Source organism: Streptomyces sp. Sge12, from assembly GCF_002080455.1.
Taxonomy (GTDB): Bacteria; Actinomycetota; Actinomycetes; order Streptomycetales; family Streptomycetaceae; genus Streptomyces.
The window spans coordinates 3,487,639-3,501,865 of sequence record NZ_CP020555.1 but is presented as its reverse complement, the minus strand read 5'-3'; the positions used below and the strand labels follow the sequence as shown (position 1 = coordinate 3,501,865).

The following is a 14,227-nucleotide window of genomic DNA, read 5'->3' as shown; positions in this document are numbered from 1 at the left end:
AATGAGTTTCCCGCTTCTGACGGTGACGGCCGCGGTCCCCGCGGTCGGCGCGATCCTGACGGCGGCCGTCCCGGCCGCCCGCAGGACCGCCGCCAAGTGGCTCGCGCTGCTCTTCTCGCTGGCGACACTGGCCCTGGCCGTGCTCGTCGCGGTCCGCTTCGACCCGGGCGGTGACCGCTACCAGCTCACCGAATCCCGGCCGTGGATCGCCGACTTCGGCGTCCGCTACGAGCTGGGCGTGGACGGGATCGGGGTGGTGCTCATCGGGCTCACCGCGCTCCTGATCCCCTTCGTGATCGCGGCCGGCTGGCACGACGCCGACCCCCTGGAGACCAAGAGCTCCCGGTGGCGTCCGACCCAGGGCTTCTTCGCCCTGATCCTGCTGGTCGAGGCGATGGTGATCATCTCCTTCGAGGCCACCGACGTCTTCCTCTTCTACATCTTCTTCGAAGCCATGCTCATCCCGATGTACTTCCTCATCGGCGGCTTCGGGGACCGGGCCCACGGCGGCTCCGAGGAGAATGCGGCCACGCAGCGCTCGTACGCGGCGGTCAAGTTCCTCCTCTACAACCTGGTCGGCGGCCTGATCATGCTGGCGGCCGTCATCGGCCTCTACGTGGTGGCCGGGAACTTCTCCCTCCAGGAGATCACCGCCGCCCGCGCCGCCGGCACGCTCGACATGGCGACCAACACCGAGCGGCTGCTGTTCCTCGGCTTCTTCTTCGCCTTCGCGGTGAAGGCCCCGCTGTGGCCGCTGCACACCTGGCTGCCCAACGCGATGGGCGAGTCCACCGCCCCCGTCGCCGTACTGATCACCGCGGTCGTCGACAAGGTCGGCACCTTCGCGATGCTCCGCTTCTGCCTCGGGCTCTTCCCCGACGCCAGCAAGTGGGCCACGCCGGTGGTCCTCGTCCTCGCCCTGATCAGCATCGTCTACGGCGCCCTGGTCGCCGTAGGCCAGCGGGACATCAAGCGGCTGGTCGCCTACGCCTCGATCTCGCACTTCGGCTTCATCATCCTGGGCATCTTCGCGATGACCTCCCAGGGCCAGTCCGGCGCCACCCTCTACATGGTCAACCACGGCCTGTCGACGGCGGCGCTGATGCTGGTGGCCGGCTTCCTGATCTCGCGGCGCGGCTCGCGGCTCATCGCCGACTACGGCGGCGTCCAGAAGGTGGCCCCGGTCCTCGCCGGCACCTTCCTGATCGGCGGCCTCGCCACCCTCTCGCTGCCGGGCCTCGCGCCCTTCGTCAGTGAGTTCCTGGTCCTGGTCGGCACCTTCGCCCGGTACCCGGTCGTCGGGATCATCGCCACCGTCGGCATCGTGCTGGCCGCGCTCTACACGCTGGTGCTCTACCAGCGCACGATGACCGGTCCCGTGAAGGAGGAGGTCCGCACCATGCCGGACCTGCGCCTGCGGGAGGTACTGGTGGTCGCCCCGCTGATCGCCCTGCTGATCGGGCTGGGCGTCTACCCGAAGGTGCTCACCGACATCGTCAACCCGGCGGTGGAGCACACCATGTCGGACGTGAAGCAGACGGACCCCGAGCCCGAGGTCGACGTCGAAGCCAAGAACGGGGAGGCGGCGAAGTGAGCACACTGACTTCCGCCCACAGCCTGTGGACACTGGCGGCCGAGGCGCCGGCCGACCGGATCCCGGCACCGACCATCGAGTACGCACAGCTCGCGCCCACGCTGATCGTGGTGGGCGCGGCGGTCCTCGGGATCCTGGTCGAGGCCTTCGTGCCCCGCAAGGCCCGTTACTACGTACAGGTGTTCCTCACCGTCGCCGCGCTGGCCTCGGCCTTCGCCGCCGTCGTCGGCCTGGCGGCCGGGGGGTACGGGTCCACCAAGGCCCACATCGCCGCGATGGGCGCCATCGCCGTCGACGGACCGGCACTGTTCCTCCAGGGCACCATCCTGCTGGCCTCGATCGTCGCGGTCTTCACCTTCGCCGAGCGCCGGCTCGACCCCGCGGCGCACGGCAACCGGGTGGACTCCTTCGCCGCCCAGGCGGCGTCCGTACCGGGCAGCGACAGCGAGAAGGCCGCCGTCAAGGCGGGCTTCACCACCACCGAGGTCTTCCCGCTGGCCCTGTTCGCGATCGCCGGCATGCTGATCTTCCCGGCGGCCAACGACCTGCTGACGCTGTTCATCGCCCTCGAGGTGTTCTCCCTCCCGCTCTACCTGCTCTGCGCCCTCGCCCGCCGCCAGCGGCTGATGTCGCAGGAGGCCGCGGTGAAGTACTTCCTGCTGGGTGCCTTCTCCTCCGCCTTCCTCCTCTTCGGCATCGCGCTGCTCTACGGGTACGCGGGCTCGGTCTCGTACGCGGTGATCGCCGACGTGGTCGACGGCACGGTCGCGAACATCGACCCGGCGCTGGCCTCCACCATGGGCAACGACGCGCTGCTGCTGATCGGCGGAGCGCTGATCATGATGGGCCTGCTCTTCAAGGTCGGCGCGGTCCCCTTCCACATGTGGACCCCGGACGTCTACCAGGGCGCCCCGACCCCGATCACCGGCTTCATGGCGGCCGCGACGAAGGTGGCCGCCTTCGGCGCCCTCCTGCGGCTGCTCTACGTGGTCCTGCCGGGGCTGCGGTGGGACTGGCGGCCGGTCATGTGGGCGGTGGCCATCGTCACGATGCTCGCGGGTGCGGTGATCGCCGTGACCCAGACCGACGTCAAGCGGCTGCTGGCCTACTCCTCGATCGCGCACGCGGGCTTCATCCTGGCCGGTGTGATCGCGACCTCGGCGGAGGGCGTCCAGTCGGTCCTCTTCTACCTGGGCGCGTACTCCTTCGTGACGATCGGCGCCTTCGCGGTGGTCACGCTGGTGCGCGACGCGGGCGGCGAGGCCACGCACCTGTCGAAGTGGGCGGGGCTCGGCCGGCGTTCGCCGCTGACCGCGGCCGTCTTCGCGGTGTTCCTGCTGGCCTTCGCGGGCATCCCGCTGACCTCGGGCTTCACCGGCAAGTTCGCCGTGTTCCGGGCGGCGGCGGAGAGCGGCGCCGGGGTGCTGGTCGTGATCGGTGTCCTGTCCTCCGCGATCGCCGCCTTCTTCTACATCCGGGTGATCGTCCTGATGTTCTTCAGCGAGCCGAAGGCCGACGGCCCGACGGTGGCGGTTCCCTCGCCGCTGACGATGACCACCATCGCGGTGGGCGTCGCCGTCACCCTGGCCCTGGGCCTCGCCCCGCAGTACTTCCTGGAACTGGCGGGCCAGGCGAGCACCTTCGTCCGCTGACCGGTCCGCGCAACGGCCGAGGGCCCGGCCCCCTTCGGGGGGCCGGGCCCTCGGCCGTGTGCGGGGCTACTTCTTCGGACGGTGCCGGGGTGTGATCGCCGTGAGGTCGACATCGATGATGAACGGTACAGAGACCTTCAGCCGGTCGTGGAAGATACCCGTCGCAACGTAGGCGCTCGTGGCGGGATCCAACTCGTAGACGTAGACCACAGCACGTCCGTCCTTGTTCTCGACCCGCCAGAAGTGGACGATCCCGGCCCTGGCGTACTTCAACGGCTTGGTTTCGCGGTCTCGTCCGACAGAGTCGGGGGAGACCACCTCGATGGCCAGCACCACTGCCTCGGCAGGGAACCGGGTCTGTTCCAGATCGCCTACGACGTCGGTGCGCACGACCACCACGTCCGGCTCGGGCCGATTCCGTTTGTCGATGTCGATCGTGAACTCGCGAAAGATCTCGAAGTCGGCGGGGGCCACCGACCGCAACTGCCACTTGAACAAGTCGATCGCTCGCTCGTGGAAGATGCTCTGCGGACTCACGAAGATCAGGCTCCCGTCGATCAGCTCCGTGTGCGGAGGCAGATTCGGAAGCGTGTCCAGGTCGTCCGCTGTCCAGCCACCCGCGGGCGGGATGGGCCAGCGGGGTCCCGGCTCCGGCGCAGGCGGCGGTGCTGCGGGTTCGACGCTCATCAGTGCTCCCATGGGGCAGAGTCTCGCGAGTCCGACCAGCGTATCGCCCGGGGTTCCCGGAGAAGCCGTCCTTACGGGTGAGTCATATGCCCGGGTCACTTGATCGCACGGGCCGCGCGGACTAGTGGCCGTGCGGGTGGGCGGCGGCCGGCTTGCCCGGGGTGGGGGCCTTCTTCGGGCAGTTCAGCGCCGGGTTCCAGTTGTGGAAGCGGCCCGCCGGGTTCTCCTTGTACGCCCACATGTGCAGGTCGTAGTGCTTGGGCATGCCCGCCCAGTGGCCCGGCATGGGCCCGTCGAAGGGGAGGCCGAACATGCTCGGCCGGTCGTCGGTGGTCTTCAGGTCCTGGTCCCGGTCGGTGGACATCCACTCCACGGTCTGGAGCTTGCGACGGCCGTTGCGGTCCTTGTCCTTGCTGTAGAGGAGCGCGGTCGGCCGGGCCGGGTCCTTAGAGCCCCAGTTGGCCTGCTTCACGTAGTGGTAGCCCATGGCGCCGACCCCGAACGGGTTGGTCATGCATTCCTCGCCGTGCGGGACGTACCCGTCCTTGAGGGCCTCCCGCTCGTCCGCGTACTTCGCCGTCACCGCGATCGCCGTGGCCATGTCCCGCATCGCCTTCGCGTCGCGCGGATCGGGGGCCGGGCCCTCGACCCCGTGCGCCGGGGCCACGGCGGCCAGGCCGAGCGACACGGCGGCCGCGCAGGTGACGACGGTCTTCAGGCTGCGTAGGGACATGGCGGCGGCTCCTCGCGGTGGGGGTACGGGGTACGGGTTCCCGCTTCCATTCGTCCGTCCACCATCCCGGCCCCGCCCGCCGGGCGCACGCGGCGCGCCTCCGAACGGGGGCCGCGGCCCCGTCAGCCGCGGGCGGCGTAGGCGCGGACGTCCGCGTCCGGGTCCGAGACCGCCGTGGCGAGAGCCGCCCGGGCCTCCGCGGTGTCCCGGTGGGCCAGCAGGGCGAGCACCGCGGCCTTGCGGACGTCCGCGTTGGCGTCGGCCAGGGCCTTGGCCAGAGCCGGTACCGCCGTTTCCGGGGCGGCCGCCGACAGCCCGGCCGCCGCCCCCGCCCGGACCTGCCACGCCGGGTCGGCCAGGGCCGCCACCGCGGTACGGGCGTACCCGTCGGGGCAGCCGGCCCTGGCCAGCGCGCCCAGGGCCGCACCCCGCACCAGCGGGTCGGCGTCCGCCAGCAGCGGGTCCAGCGGGGCCGGGACCGGGGCGTGCACCGAGGCGAGGCCCTTGGCCACCGCCACCCGGACCTCGCGGGCCGGGTCCGTGGCGGCCGCGGCCAGCTCCGTGGCCGCGTCCACGGAGACCAGCGCCCGCACCGCGTGGATCCGTACCTCCGCATCGCCGTCCGCCAGCGCGGCGGCGTACAGCCCGGCGTCGCCCAGCCGCAGCGCCCGCAGCACTTCGAGCGCGGCGGAGCGCACCGCGGCGTCGGGCACGGCGAGCGCGGCGCGCAGCCCCGCCGCCAACTCCGGCCCGCCGGGCAGGACCTCCACCAGCTCGCGCAGCGCTCCCGCGGCGGCCGCCCGTACGACGGCGGCCGGGTCGGCGAGGCGCGCGGCCAGCGCGGGCCCGGCGCCCGCCGGGACGGTCTCGCCGAGCGCGGCCACGGCGGCGGCCCGCACCCCGGGATCGGGATCGTCGAGATAGGGGCGCAGGAGGTCCAGGCCGGGTGACTCCTCCGCCAGGGCGAGCAGTTCCAGGATCCGGGGCGAGGCACCCCCGGCCGCCCGGCCCTCGGCTCCGGCCGCCCGGCCCTCGGCTCCGGCGGGCTCGGGCCCCTGCGGGGCGGCGGCCCCCGGCCCGTCCGTCCGCCCCGCCGGGGGCGACCGGCGGGGCCCCGCCGTGGCCACCGGGACCAGGTCCACCTCGCCCAGGTGCCGCGAGGGGCCGCCGGCCGGGGCGAACCCGTCCACCGGCACCAGGTACGGCTCCACCGGCCGGGCGGTGAACTCCATCGCCCCCGAGGCCGACTTGCGCAGGTCCAGGTGGTGCAGCCAGCCCGTGTCGTCGCGCTCCGGGTGGTCGAGCCGCTCGTGGTAGAGGCCCCAGCGGGACTCGGTGCGGGCCAGCGAGGAGCGGGCCGCCATCTCCGCGCAGTCCCGGATGAAGGACACCTCCGCGCACCGCATCAGCTCGTGCGCGGTCCCGGCGCCCATCTGTGCGATCTCGCCGGTCATCCGGTCGAAGGCCGCCACGGCGAGCGAGAGCTTCGCGCCCGTCTTCGGCGGGGCCACGTAGTCGTTCACGAACCGCCGCAGCTTGTACTCCACCTGCGGCTGCGGCGGACCGTCCGGGTTGCGCAGCGGCCGGTAGACCAGCTCGTGGGCCGCCGCCAGCTGGTCGGCCGGCAGCGCGCCCTCGTAAGCCGTGTACTGCGCCGCGTCCGCGCCCGCCAGATCGCCGAAGACGAACGCCCCGATCATGTAGTTGTGCGGTACGGAGGCCAGGTCCCCGGCCGCGTACAGCCGAGGCACCGTGGTGCGGGCGTGGTCGTCCACCCGCACGCCCGACGCCGAGTGGCCGCCGCACAGCCCGATCTCCGAGATGTGCATCTCGATGTCGTGCGTGCGGTAGTCGTGGCCGCGGCCCGCGTGGAAGGTGCCGCGCGTCGGCCGCTCGGTGGTGTGCAGGATGGATTCGAGGGAGGCCACCGACTCCTCCGGGAGGTGGCTGAGCTTGAGGTACACCGGGCCCCGGTCCGAGGCCAGTTCGGCCGCGAACTCGGCCATCATCTGCCCCGACCAGTAGTCGGAGTCCACGAAGCGCTCGCCGTGCCGGTTGACCTGGTAGCCGCCGAAGGGGTTCGCGACGTACGCGCACGCCGGCCCGTTGTAGTCCTTGATCAGCGGGTTGATCTGGAAGCACTCGATCCCGGTCAGGGCGGCGCCCGCGTGGTACGCCATGGCGTAGCCGTCGCCCGCGTTGGTCGGGTTCTCGTAGGTGCCGTAGAGGTATCCGGAGGCGGGCAGCCCGAGCCGGCCGCACGGGCCGGTCGCCAGGACCACCGCCCCGGCGCGCACGGTCACGAAGGCGCCCGTGCGGGTGTTGAAGGCGGCCGCGCCGATCGCCCGGCCGTCCTCGGGCGAGGTGAGGACGCGGACCGGCATCACCCGGTTCTCGATGCGGATCCGCTCGCGCATCTCGCGGCGCCGCAGCTGCCGGTAGAGGACCTTCTTGACGTCCTTGCCCTCGGGCATGGGCAGCACGTACGACCCCGAGCGGTGGACCTGGCGCACCGCGTACTCGCCGTGCTCGTCCTTCTCGAACTTCACCCCGTACGACTCCAGGCGCTGGACCATCGCGAAGCCGCGGGTGGCGGTCTGGCGGACCGTGGACTGGTCGACGATGCCGTCGTTGGCGCGGGTGATCTCGGCGACGTAGTCGTCGGGCTCGGCGCGGCCGGGGACGACGGCGTTGTTGACCCCGTCCATGCCCATGGCGAGCGCGCCGGAGTGGCGTACGTGCGCCTTCTCCAGGAGCAGGACCCGCGCGCCGCGCTCGGCGGCGGTCAGCGCCGCCATCGTGCCGGCCGTGCCGCCGCCGATGACGAGGACGTCGCAGGAGAGTTCCTCGGCGTCGCAGATCGCGGGGATGTCCATGGTGCGGCCCTTCAGAGTGAGTTGATGATCTGCTGCCGGAGGTCGGCGTACGGGGCCCCGCGCTCGCGCGGCCGCGGTACGGGGAGCACCCGCGCGGCGGCGAGCAGTGCGACGCGGTCGCCGAGGAACAGCGCCTCGTCGACGTCATGGGTGACGAAGACGACGGTCGCGCCCGTGCCCGCGAGGACGTCCACGAGAAGGTCCTGCATCTCGGCGCGGGTCTGGGCGTCGAGGGCCCCGAAGGGCTCGTCCATCAGGACGGCGCGGGGGCGCGCGGCGAGGGCGCGGGCCAGCTGCACGCGCTGGCGCTGCCCGCCCGAGAGCTGGTGCGGGAACTTGTGCGCGTGCCCGCCCAGGCCGACCCGCTCCAGCCATCCCTCGGCATCCCGCCGGCGCGCGGCGCGGGCGGTGCCGCGGATCGCGAGGGGCAGTTCGACGTTGGCCCGGACGGTGCGCCAGGGAAGCAGGGCGTCGTCCTGGAAGACCAGGGCCCGGTCGGCGTCCGGTCCGGTGACCGGGGCGCCGTCCTGTTCCACCGTGCCGTGGAGCGGCGGCAGCAGGCCGGCCAGGGTGCGCAGCAGCGTGGACTTTCCGCAGCCGGACGGGCCGACCACGGTCAGCACCTCTCCGGCTTCGACCGCCAGGTCGATCCGGTCGAGCACCACGGTATCGCGGTGGCCGAGCCGGACCCCGCGCAGGGCGAGGGCGGCGCCGGTGTTCCGGACGGCCCGGGCGGCCGGGGTGCCCGGTGTGCCGGGTGGGGTCGGGGTGGCCGGGGTCCGGGTGGTCGGGGTGGTCACTTCTGCGGCCCTCCGGTGGTCGTGCCCTGCGCAGGCTGGAGGTCCCGCCGGACGGCGGTCCCGGTGGCGGCGGGCGGGGCCGTCCGCGGAACCCGGGCCGGCCGGGAGGCCCGGGGCGGTGTGGCGGGGGACGAGGACGCGGCGGTGCGGGGGAGCCAGGACGTGAGGCGGCGGCCCAGCAGTTCGACCGCCGTGGAGGTCAGCCAGCCCAGCGCGCCGATGGTGACCATGCCGACGAAGACCCCCGGATAGTCGATCACCGTGTAGTCCTGCCAGGTCCGGTAGCCGACCCCGTACTCGCCGGAGATCATCTCGGCCGAGATCACACAGATCCAGGCCACCCCGATCCCGACCGACAGGCCCCCGAAGATGCCCGGCAGGGCCCCCGGCAGCACCACGGAGAAGAGGATCCGCGCCCGACCCCCGCCCATGGTCAGGACCGCCTCCTCCCACACCGGGGTCAGCGCCCCCACCGCGTGCCGCGTCGAGACCAGCACCGGGAAGAAGGCGGCCGTACAGGTGATGAACACGATCCCCTGCTCGTTGGAGGGGAACAGCAGGATCGCCACCGGGACCAGCGCGATCGCCGGCACGGGGCGCAGCACCTCCAGCAGCGGGCCCAGCACGTCGGCCGCGATCCGCGAGCGGGCGATCGCCGTGCCCACCGCCACCCCCAGGACCGCGGCGAGCGCGAAGCCCGTCACGATCCGGCGCAGGCTGGAGGTCAGGTCCTGCCAGTACGGTGCGGTCCCGGCCCGCTCGGCGAAGGTCGAGGCGACCTCGCCCACCGTCGGGAACTGCTCGAAGCGCAGCCACACGTTGACGTCCAGCGAGGTCAGCCCCTGCCACACGAGCAGGGCCGCGCCGAGCGAGGCCGCCCTCAGCAGCCAGCGGCCGGCCGTCATGAGGCCAGCGCCCCGGCTTCGGCGAAGCTCACGATCCGCGCCCCGGAACCCCGGTGCGCCTCGACGTACGCCTTCGCGCCCGCGGACGTGACGAAGGCGCGCAGATCGGCTCCCTCGGCGACCCACACCGCCCGGTCCGCGAACCAGAGCGTGCCGGTCACCGCGTCCGGTACGTACGCCGCCCGGACGTCCGCGCCGCGCGCGGCCTTCAGCAGCTCGCGCGGGGAGTCGAAGGACTGGGTGCGGGCCCCGCCCTTCAGCCACAGCTCGGGGCGGGCGGCCGCGGCCGCTGGGTACGGGGCGGTGCCGGCCCGGGCCCGGTCCAGGGGCGCCGGGTCCACGAAGGCGTCCACGTCCACCTCGCCGACCAGCTTGGCGTCCTTGAGCACCGGCACGTCCTGCTTCAGCGCGTCGATCAGCTCCGGGCGCAGGGCCGGGTCGAAGGTCGCGATGCCGTTCGCTCCGTTGTAGAGGTACACCACCTCCGCGGGCAGCCCGGTCTCCTTGGCCACCGTCTCGGCGGCCGCGACCGGCTCCGCGCGCAGGTGGTCGGTGGCGCGGCGCTGGGCCCGCAGGAAGTCGTCCAGTACGCCGGACCGCTCGCGGGCGAACTTCTCGCGCACGGTGACCCCGTGGAAGGTCGGCAGGTTCAACTCGGCCCCGTCGTAGAGAGCCTTGGCCCGCCCCTCGAAGGCCAGCTGCCCCGGCCACGCCACGAACTGGGACAGCGCGTCGATGCTGCCCGCCTGGAGCGCCGAAGCGCCGACGCTGGGCTGCTGGTTGAGCTTCTCGATGCCGCTCGTCGGGTCGATACCCGCGCGCTGCAGAGCCCGTACCAGGGTGCCGTCGGCCGCGGAGCCCACGCTCGTCGACACCTTCCTGCCGCGCAGGTCGGCCAGCGACTCCAGTGTCGAGTCCGGTGCGGTGACCACGGTGTTGAGGCCGCCGCGCAGGTTGTAGCCGGTCACGGAGACGAGGCGGGTGGGTTGCTTCAGCTCCTTGCCGCGCACCGCGTTGATGAGGAGCGGGAAATCGCCCATCGAGCCGATGTCGATCTTTCCGGCGGTCATCTGGGCGGTGATCGGGGCGCCGGTGGCGTAGTCCTGCCAGTCCACCTTGTAGGTGGTGCCGTCCTTCCTGCCGCGTGCGGCGAGCTCCTCCTCGAAGTAGCCGAGGGAGCGCAGCAGGGTGCCGGCGGTGACGGTGTTGATGGTCTTGGACTGGTAGCCGACGGTCACGGTGACCGTCCGGGAGCCGGCCGCTCCGGCGGAGCCCGAGCAGGCCGCGGTCGGCGCGGCGAGGAGCAGGGCCAGCGCGGCGGGCGCGAGTGCCTTCGTACGCATGGAGGTCGGACCTTTCACCGGAGCAGGTAGGGCATGTTGACGGTGACCGCGCCGGTGGGACAGCGGGCGGCGCACGGGCCGCAGTACCAGCACTCGTCGACGTGCATGTAGGCCTTGCCGTTGTCCTCGCGGATCGCGAGCGAGTCGAGCGGACACATGTCGACGCAGAGGGTGCAGCCGTCGATGCACAGGGACTCGTCGATGGTCACGGGCACGTCGCCGCGCTGGGGGACCACGGGCATGGCTGTCTCCAGGAAGGTGGGTACGCAAGGGGCGGGAGGGAGGGGAGGTCAGAGGGCGCGGCGCAGCAGGCCGCTCATGGTGATCCGGTCGCCGCGGAAGCGGATGAACTCCAGGTCCACCGGCCGGCCGTCGGCGAGGTGGGTGAGCCGCTCCAGCATCAGGACGGCGGCCCCGCGGGGGGCCTGGAGGACGGCGGCGGAGTGCGCGTCGGCGTTGACGGCCTCGAGGGTGATCTCGGCGTGGCCGAGCGGCTGCCCGGTCAGCTGTTCCAGGAGCCGGAAGACATCGGTGTTCTCCAGGTCGCAGCCCAGCAGTCCGGCGCCGATGTCCATCGGGATGTAGGTGAGGTCGAGGGAGAGCGGCAGTCCGTTCAGGCGCCGCAGCCGTTCGATGTAGAGCACGTCGGCGTGCTCGGGCAGGCCGAGCCGCCCGGCGACCGGGGCGGGGGCGCGTACGGGGCCTACGGTGCGGACCTCGTTGGTCACCCGGCCGTGCTCGTTCAGGGTCTCGGCCAGGCCCTGCAGCCGGTCCAGGCCGTGCGGGTACTTCTCGCAGACCACGACGGTGCCCACGCCCGGGCGGCGCTCCACGAGCTGCTCGCCGCGCAGCAGGTCGAGGGCCTGGCGGACGGTGTTGCGGCCGGCGCCGTACTCGTCGGCGAGGTCGCTCTCCAGGGGGAGGACCCCGCCGGGGTAGCCGCCCGCCAGGATCTGGTGGCGCAGCAGGTCGGCGAGCTGGCGCGCCCGGTCCGCGCGCAGTCGCCGACGGCGCGCGGCGGCGACCGGGACGGTGTGCGTGGCGGTGCGTTCGGCTGGCATGGCAGGGAACGTACCGGCGGAGCGGCATCGATGGTGTTGCCGCAGTGTTGCGCCACCTGACGGCGCGTGCGAAGGGCTCTGACCTGCGGTTTCGGCGGGGCGGTGGAAAGATCCGCCACCCCGCCGACCGCGTGTGCCGCCGGGGTCGGACTAGCGCGATCCCACAATGCGTCCGGTGACCTCGCCGAGGCCGACGCGGGTGCCGTCCGGGCCGGGGGCCCAGGCGGTGAGGGTGACGGTGTCCCCGTCCTCCAGGAAGGTGCGCTTGCCGTCGGTGAGCTCGATGGCGTCGCGGCCGTTCCAGGTGAGCTCCAGCAGCGAGCCTCGCTGGCCGACCTCGGGGCCGCTGACGGTGCCGGAGCCGAAGACGTCGCCGGTGCGCAGGGAAGCGCCGTTGACGGTCATGTGGGCGAGCTGCTGGGCGGCCGTCCAGTACATGGTGGCGAAGGGCGGCTGCGCCACCTCCTGCCCGTTGATCGAGACGGTGATGCGCAGGTCGAAGCCGCCGGGGCGGTCGAGTTCGGCGTCGTCCAGGTAGGGCTGGAGCGGGAAGTCGCGGGTGGGCGGGGCGACCCGGGCCGCGTCCAGGGCCTCCAGCGGGGTGACCCAGGCGGAGACGGAGGTGGCGAAGGACTTGCCGAGGAAGGGGCCGAGCGGCACGTACTCCCAGGCCTGGATGTCGCGCGCCGACCAGTCGTTGAGGAGGAACAGCCCGAAGACGTGCTCCTCGAAGTCGCCCAGTGCCACCGGCCGGCCCAGTTCGGAGGGGGTGCCGACGACGAAGCCGACCTCGGCCTCGATGTCGAGCTTGACCGACGGGCCGAAGACGGGCGCCGGGTCGGTGGGCACCTTGCGCTGGCCGCTGGGGCGTACGACGTCGGTGCCGGAGACCACGATGGTGCCGGAGCGGCCGTGGTAACCGATCGGCAGGTGCTTCCAGTTGGGGGTCAGCGCGTCGCCGTCGGGGCGGAACATCTTTCCGACGTTGGTGGCGTGGTGCTCGCTGGCGTAGAAGTCGACGTAGTCGGCGACCTCGTACGGCAGGTGCAGGGTGACCTCGTCGAGCGGGACCAGGTGCGGCTCGACGGTGGGGCGGTGGCCGGGGTCGGTGACCCAGGCGGTCAGCGCGCGGCGCACGTCGCGCCAGGCGGTGTGGCCGGCGGCCAGCAGCGGGTTGAGGGAGGACCGTCCGAGCAGTCCCGCGAACGGGGAGCCGAGCGCGGCCGCGGCCGCCCCCGCGTCGAGGACGAATCCGCCGATGCGGACGCCGACCCGCCGCCGCTCGTCCGCGGCGGTCGAGAAGACGCCGTAGGGGAGGTTGTGCGGCCCGAACGGGTCGCCCTCGGGGACATCGAGGGGGCTCTGCTGGGGCATGGGGTACTGCCTCGCTTTCGACGCGGTCCGGGGGTGTCCCGGTAGACACGGTGCGGGACACGCTACTCAGGATCCTGCGGGAAAGCGCGGGCACCCGGGCGGAGATGAAACACACCCCGGGACAACGCTCGTGGTCAGGTATCCACAGTTCCGGTCATATCTGATCTTTTGGTACGTGCGGTCGATCGGGGGCTCTACCGTCGGGGTTGTGCACTTCCCTGCCCCGGCCCTGTCCTGCTCGACGCGGGAGCGCGTCAAAGTGACGGATGGGACGTGTGGGAGGCCGGATTCGGGCTCTATTTGTAGGACTTGTCCAAAGGGGTCCGTATCCTTGGCGCCGTGACTTCCGCCCCGCCTCCGGCCCTTCCCTATGCCTTGATCGCCACCGACCTGGACGGGACTCTGCTGCAAGCCGGGGACACCGTCTCTGCCCGCTCCTGCGCGGCACTCGCGACGGCGCGCGCGGCCGGCGCCCAGCACATCATCGTCACCGGACGCCCCGTCCCCCAGGTCCGACACGTCCTGGACCGGCTCGGCTACACGGGGCTCGCGGTGTGCGGGCAGGGCGCGCAGGTGTACGACGCGGCGCGCGGGCGCCTGCTGCACTCCGTGTCCATGGACCGCGAGCTGGCCGAGGTGGCCCTCGGCAAGATCGAGGCGGAGATCGGCGAGGTCTACGCGGCGGTCAACCAGGAGGGGGCGGACGCGGAGATGCTGATAGGGCCGGGCTACCGGATGTGGCACCCCCACCTGCCGACGGTCTCCGTCCCGCGGCGCTGCGACCTGTGGTCGGCGCCGATCAACAAGGTGCTGCTCCAGCACCCCGAACTCGACGACGACGAACTGACGCGGGTGGCGCGCTCGGTGGTCGGCCACCTGGTGAACGTCACGATGGCGGGCGAGCACACGGTGGAACTCCAGCCTCCGGGCATCGACAAGGCCACCGGGCTCGCGCGGGCGGCACAGATCCTGGGCGCGTCCCCGGCCGGCACGATCGCCTTCGGCGACATGCCGAACGACATCCCGATGTTCGCGTGGGCCGCCCACGGCGTGGCGATGGCCAACTCCCACCCCGAGCTGGTCGTGGTGGCGGACGAGATCACCTTGTCCAACGACGACGACGGCGTGGCGGTGGTCCTGGAGCGCCTGTACGGCTGACCGCCGGTTCCGGGGGCGCTGCCCCCGCACCCCCGCGCCTCAAA

At 72.6% G+C, this 14,227-nt stretch carries 12 protein-coding genes; 3 read left to right on the top strand and 9 right to left on the bottom strand.

The annotated features are described in order from the left end of the window. The first annotated feature begins 1 nt into the window (after nucleotide 1). Nucleotides 2-1,594: an NADH-quinone oxidoreductase subunit M gene (locus tag B6R96_RS15375; RefSeq protein ID WP_081522708.1), complete on the top strand. Its 1,593-nt coding sequence runs from the start codon at nucleotides 2-4 to the stop codon at nucleotides 1,592-1,594. Next, nucleotides 1,591-3,246, top strand: coding sequence for an NADH-quinone oxidoreductase subunit NuoN (gene nuoN / locus B6R96_RS15370; RefSeq protein WP_053704244.1), 1,656 nt, complete (start codon nucleotides 1,591-1,593; stop codon nucleotides 3,244-3,246). Before B6R96_RS15375 ends, nuoN begins: the two co-directional genes overlap by 4 nt. Nucleotides 3,247-3,312: 66 nt before the next feature. On the opposite strand, the gene B6R96_RS15365 is transcribed toward nuoN, so the two are convergent. The 9 genes from B6R96_RS15365 to fahA form a co-directional block, all read right to left on the bottom strand. Beyond that, nucleotides 3,313-3,933 carry a Uma2 family endonuclease gene (locus B6R96_RS15365; RefSeq protein ID WP_081522707.1) on the bottom strand — a complete coding sequence of 207 codons (621 nt, stop codon included), beginning with the start codon at nucleotides 3,931-3,933 and terminating at the stop codon, nucleotides 3,313-3,315. A gap of 121 nt (nucleotides 3,934-4,054) precedes the next feature. Then, entirely contained in the window at nucleotides 4,055-4,666 is a 612-nt protein-coding gene (locus B6R96_RS15360) for a hypothetical protein (RefSeq protein WP_053176163.1), read from the bottom strand. A gap of 122 nt (nucleotides 4,667-4,788) precedes the next feature. After that, nucleotides 4,789-7,542, bottom strand: a complete 2,754-nt coding sequence (locus B6R96_RS15355; RefSeq protein ID WP_081522706.1) for a fumarate reductase/succinate dehydrogenase flavoprotein subunit — start codon at nucleotides 7,540-7,542, stop codon at nucleotides 4,789-4,791. Nucleotides 7,543-7,553: 11 nt separating this feature from the next. Beyond that, nucleotides 7,554-8,342, bottom strand: a complete 789-nt coding sequence (locus B6R96_RS15350) for an ABC transporter ATP-binding protein (protein WP_081522705.1) — start codon at nucleotides 8,340-8,342, stop codon at nucleotides 7,554-7,556. Further along, complete coding sequence (locus B6R96_RS15345) at nucleotides 8,339-9,247, bottom strand: ABC transporter permease (protein WP_081522704.1); 909 nt, start codon at nucleotides 9,245-9,247, stop codon at nucleotides 8,339-8,341. The genes B6R96_RS15350 and B6R96_RS15345 overlap by 4 nt, the downstream gene beginning before the upstream one ends. Further along, nucleotides 9,244-10,590 carry an ABC transporter substrate-binding protein gene (locus tag B6R96_RS15340; RefSeq protein ID WP_081522703.1) on the bottom strand — a complete coding sequence of 449 codons (1,347 nt, stop codon included), beginning with the start codon at nucleotides 10,588-10,590 and terminating at the stop codon, nucleotides 9,244-9,246. Before B6R96_RS15340 ends, B6R96_RS15345 begins: the two co-directional genes overlap by 4 nt. 14 nt (nucleotides 10,591-10,604) lie before the next feature. Further along, complete coding sequence (locus B6R96_RS15335) at nucleotides 10,605-10,832, bottom strand: 4Fe-4S dicluster domain-containing protein (RefSeq protein WP_030011381.1); 228 nt, start codon at nucleotides 10,830-10,832, stop codon at nucleotides 10,605-10,607. Nucleotides 10,833-10,880: 48 nt separating this feature from the next. After that, entirely contained in the window at nucleotides 10,881-11,651 is a 771-nt protein-coding gene (locus B6R96_RS15330) for a GntR family transcriptional regulator (protein ID WP_053704239.1), read from the bottom strand. A 150-nt stretch (nucleotides 11,652-11,801) separates the two neighbouring features. Beyond that, on the bottom strand, nucleotides 11,802-13,025 hold the full coding sequence (fahA, locus tag B6R96_RS15325) for a fumarylacetoacetase (RefSeq protein ID WP_081522702.1): 1,224 nt from the start codon (nucleotides 13,023-13,025) through the stop codon (nucleotides 11,802-11,804). Nucleotides 13,026-13,364: 339 nt separating this feature from the next. On the opposite strand from fahA, the gene B6R96_RS15320 reads away from it, so the two are divergent. Continuing rightward, on the top strand, nucleotides 13,365-14,183 hold the full coding sequence (locus B6R96_RS15320) for an HAD family hydrolase (RefSeq protein ID WP_081522701.1): 819 nt from the start codon (nucleotides 13,365-13,367) through the stop codon (nucleotides 14,181-14,183). Nucleotides 14,184-14,227 lie beyond the last annotated feature (44 nt).

What these genes read in the sequence shown, in the direction of transcription:
- B6R96_RS15375 (WP_081522708.1), top strand. Translation starts at nt 2, where the DNA reads ATGAGTTTCCCGCTTCTGACGGTGACGGCCGCGGTCCCCGCGGTCGGC.
- B6R96_RS15365 (WP_081522707.1), bottom strand. Translation starts at nt 3,933, where the DNA reads ATGAGCGTCGAACCCGCAGCACCGCCGCCTGCGCCGGAGCCGGGACCC.
- B6R96_RS15360 (WP_053176163.1), bottom strand. Translation starts at nt 4,666, where the DNA reads ATGTCCCTACGCAGCCTGAAGACCGTCGTCACCTGCGCGGCCGCCGTG.
- B6R96_RS15355 (WP_081522706.1), bottom strand. Translation starts at nt 7,542, where the DNA reads ATGGACATCCCCGCGATCTGCGACGCCGAGGAACTCTCCTGCGACGTC.
- B6R96_RS15345 (WP_081522704.1), bottom strand. Translation starts at nt 9,247, where the DNA reads ATGACGGCCGGCCGCTGGCTGCTGAGGGCGGCCTCGCTCGGCGCGGCC.
- B6R96_RS15340 (WP_081522703.1), bottom strand. Translation starts at nt 10,590, where the DNA reads ATGCGTACGAAGGCACTCGCGCCCGCCGCGCTGGCCCTGCTCCTCGCC.
- B6R96_RS15335 (WP_030011381.1), bottom strand. Translation starts at nt 10,832, where the DNA reads ATGCCCGTGGTCCCCCAGCGCGGCGACGTGCCCGTGACCATCGACGAG.
- B6R96_RS15330 (WP_053704239.1), bottom strand. Translation starts at nt 11,651, where the DNA reads ATGCCAGCCGAACGCACCGCCACGCACACCGTCCCGGTCGCCGCCGCG.
- fahA (WP_081522702.1), bottom strand. Translation starts at nt 13,025, where the DNA reads ATGCCCCAGCAGAGCCCCCTCGATGTCCCCGAGGGCGACCCGTTCGGG.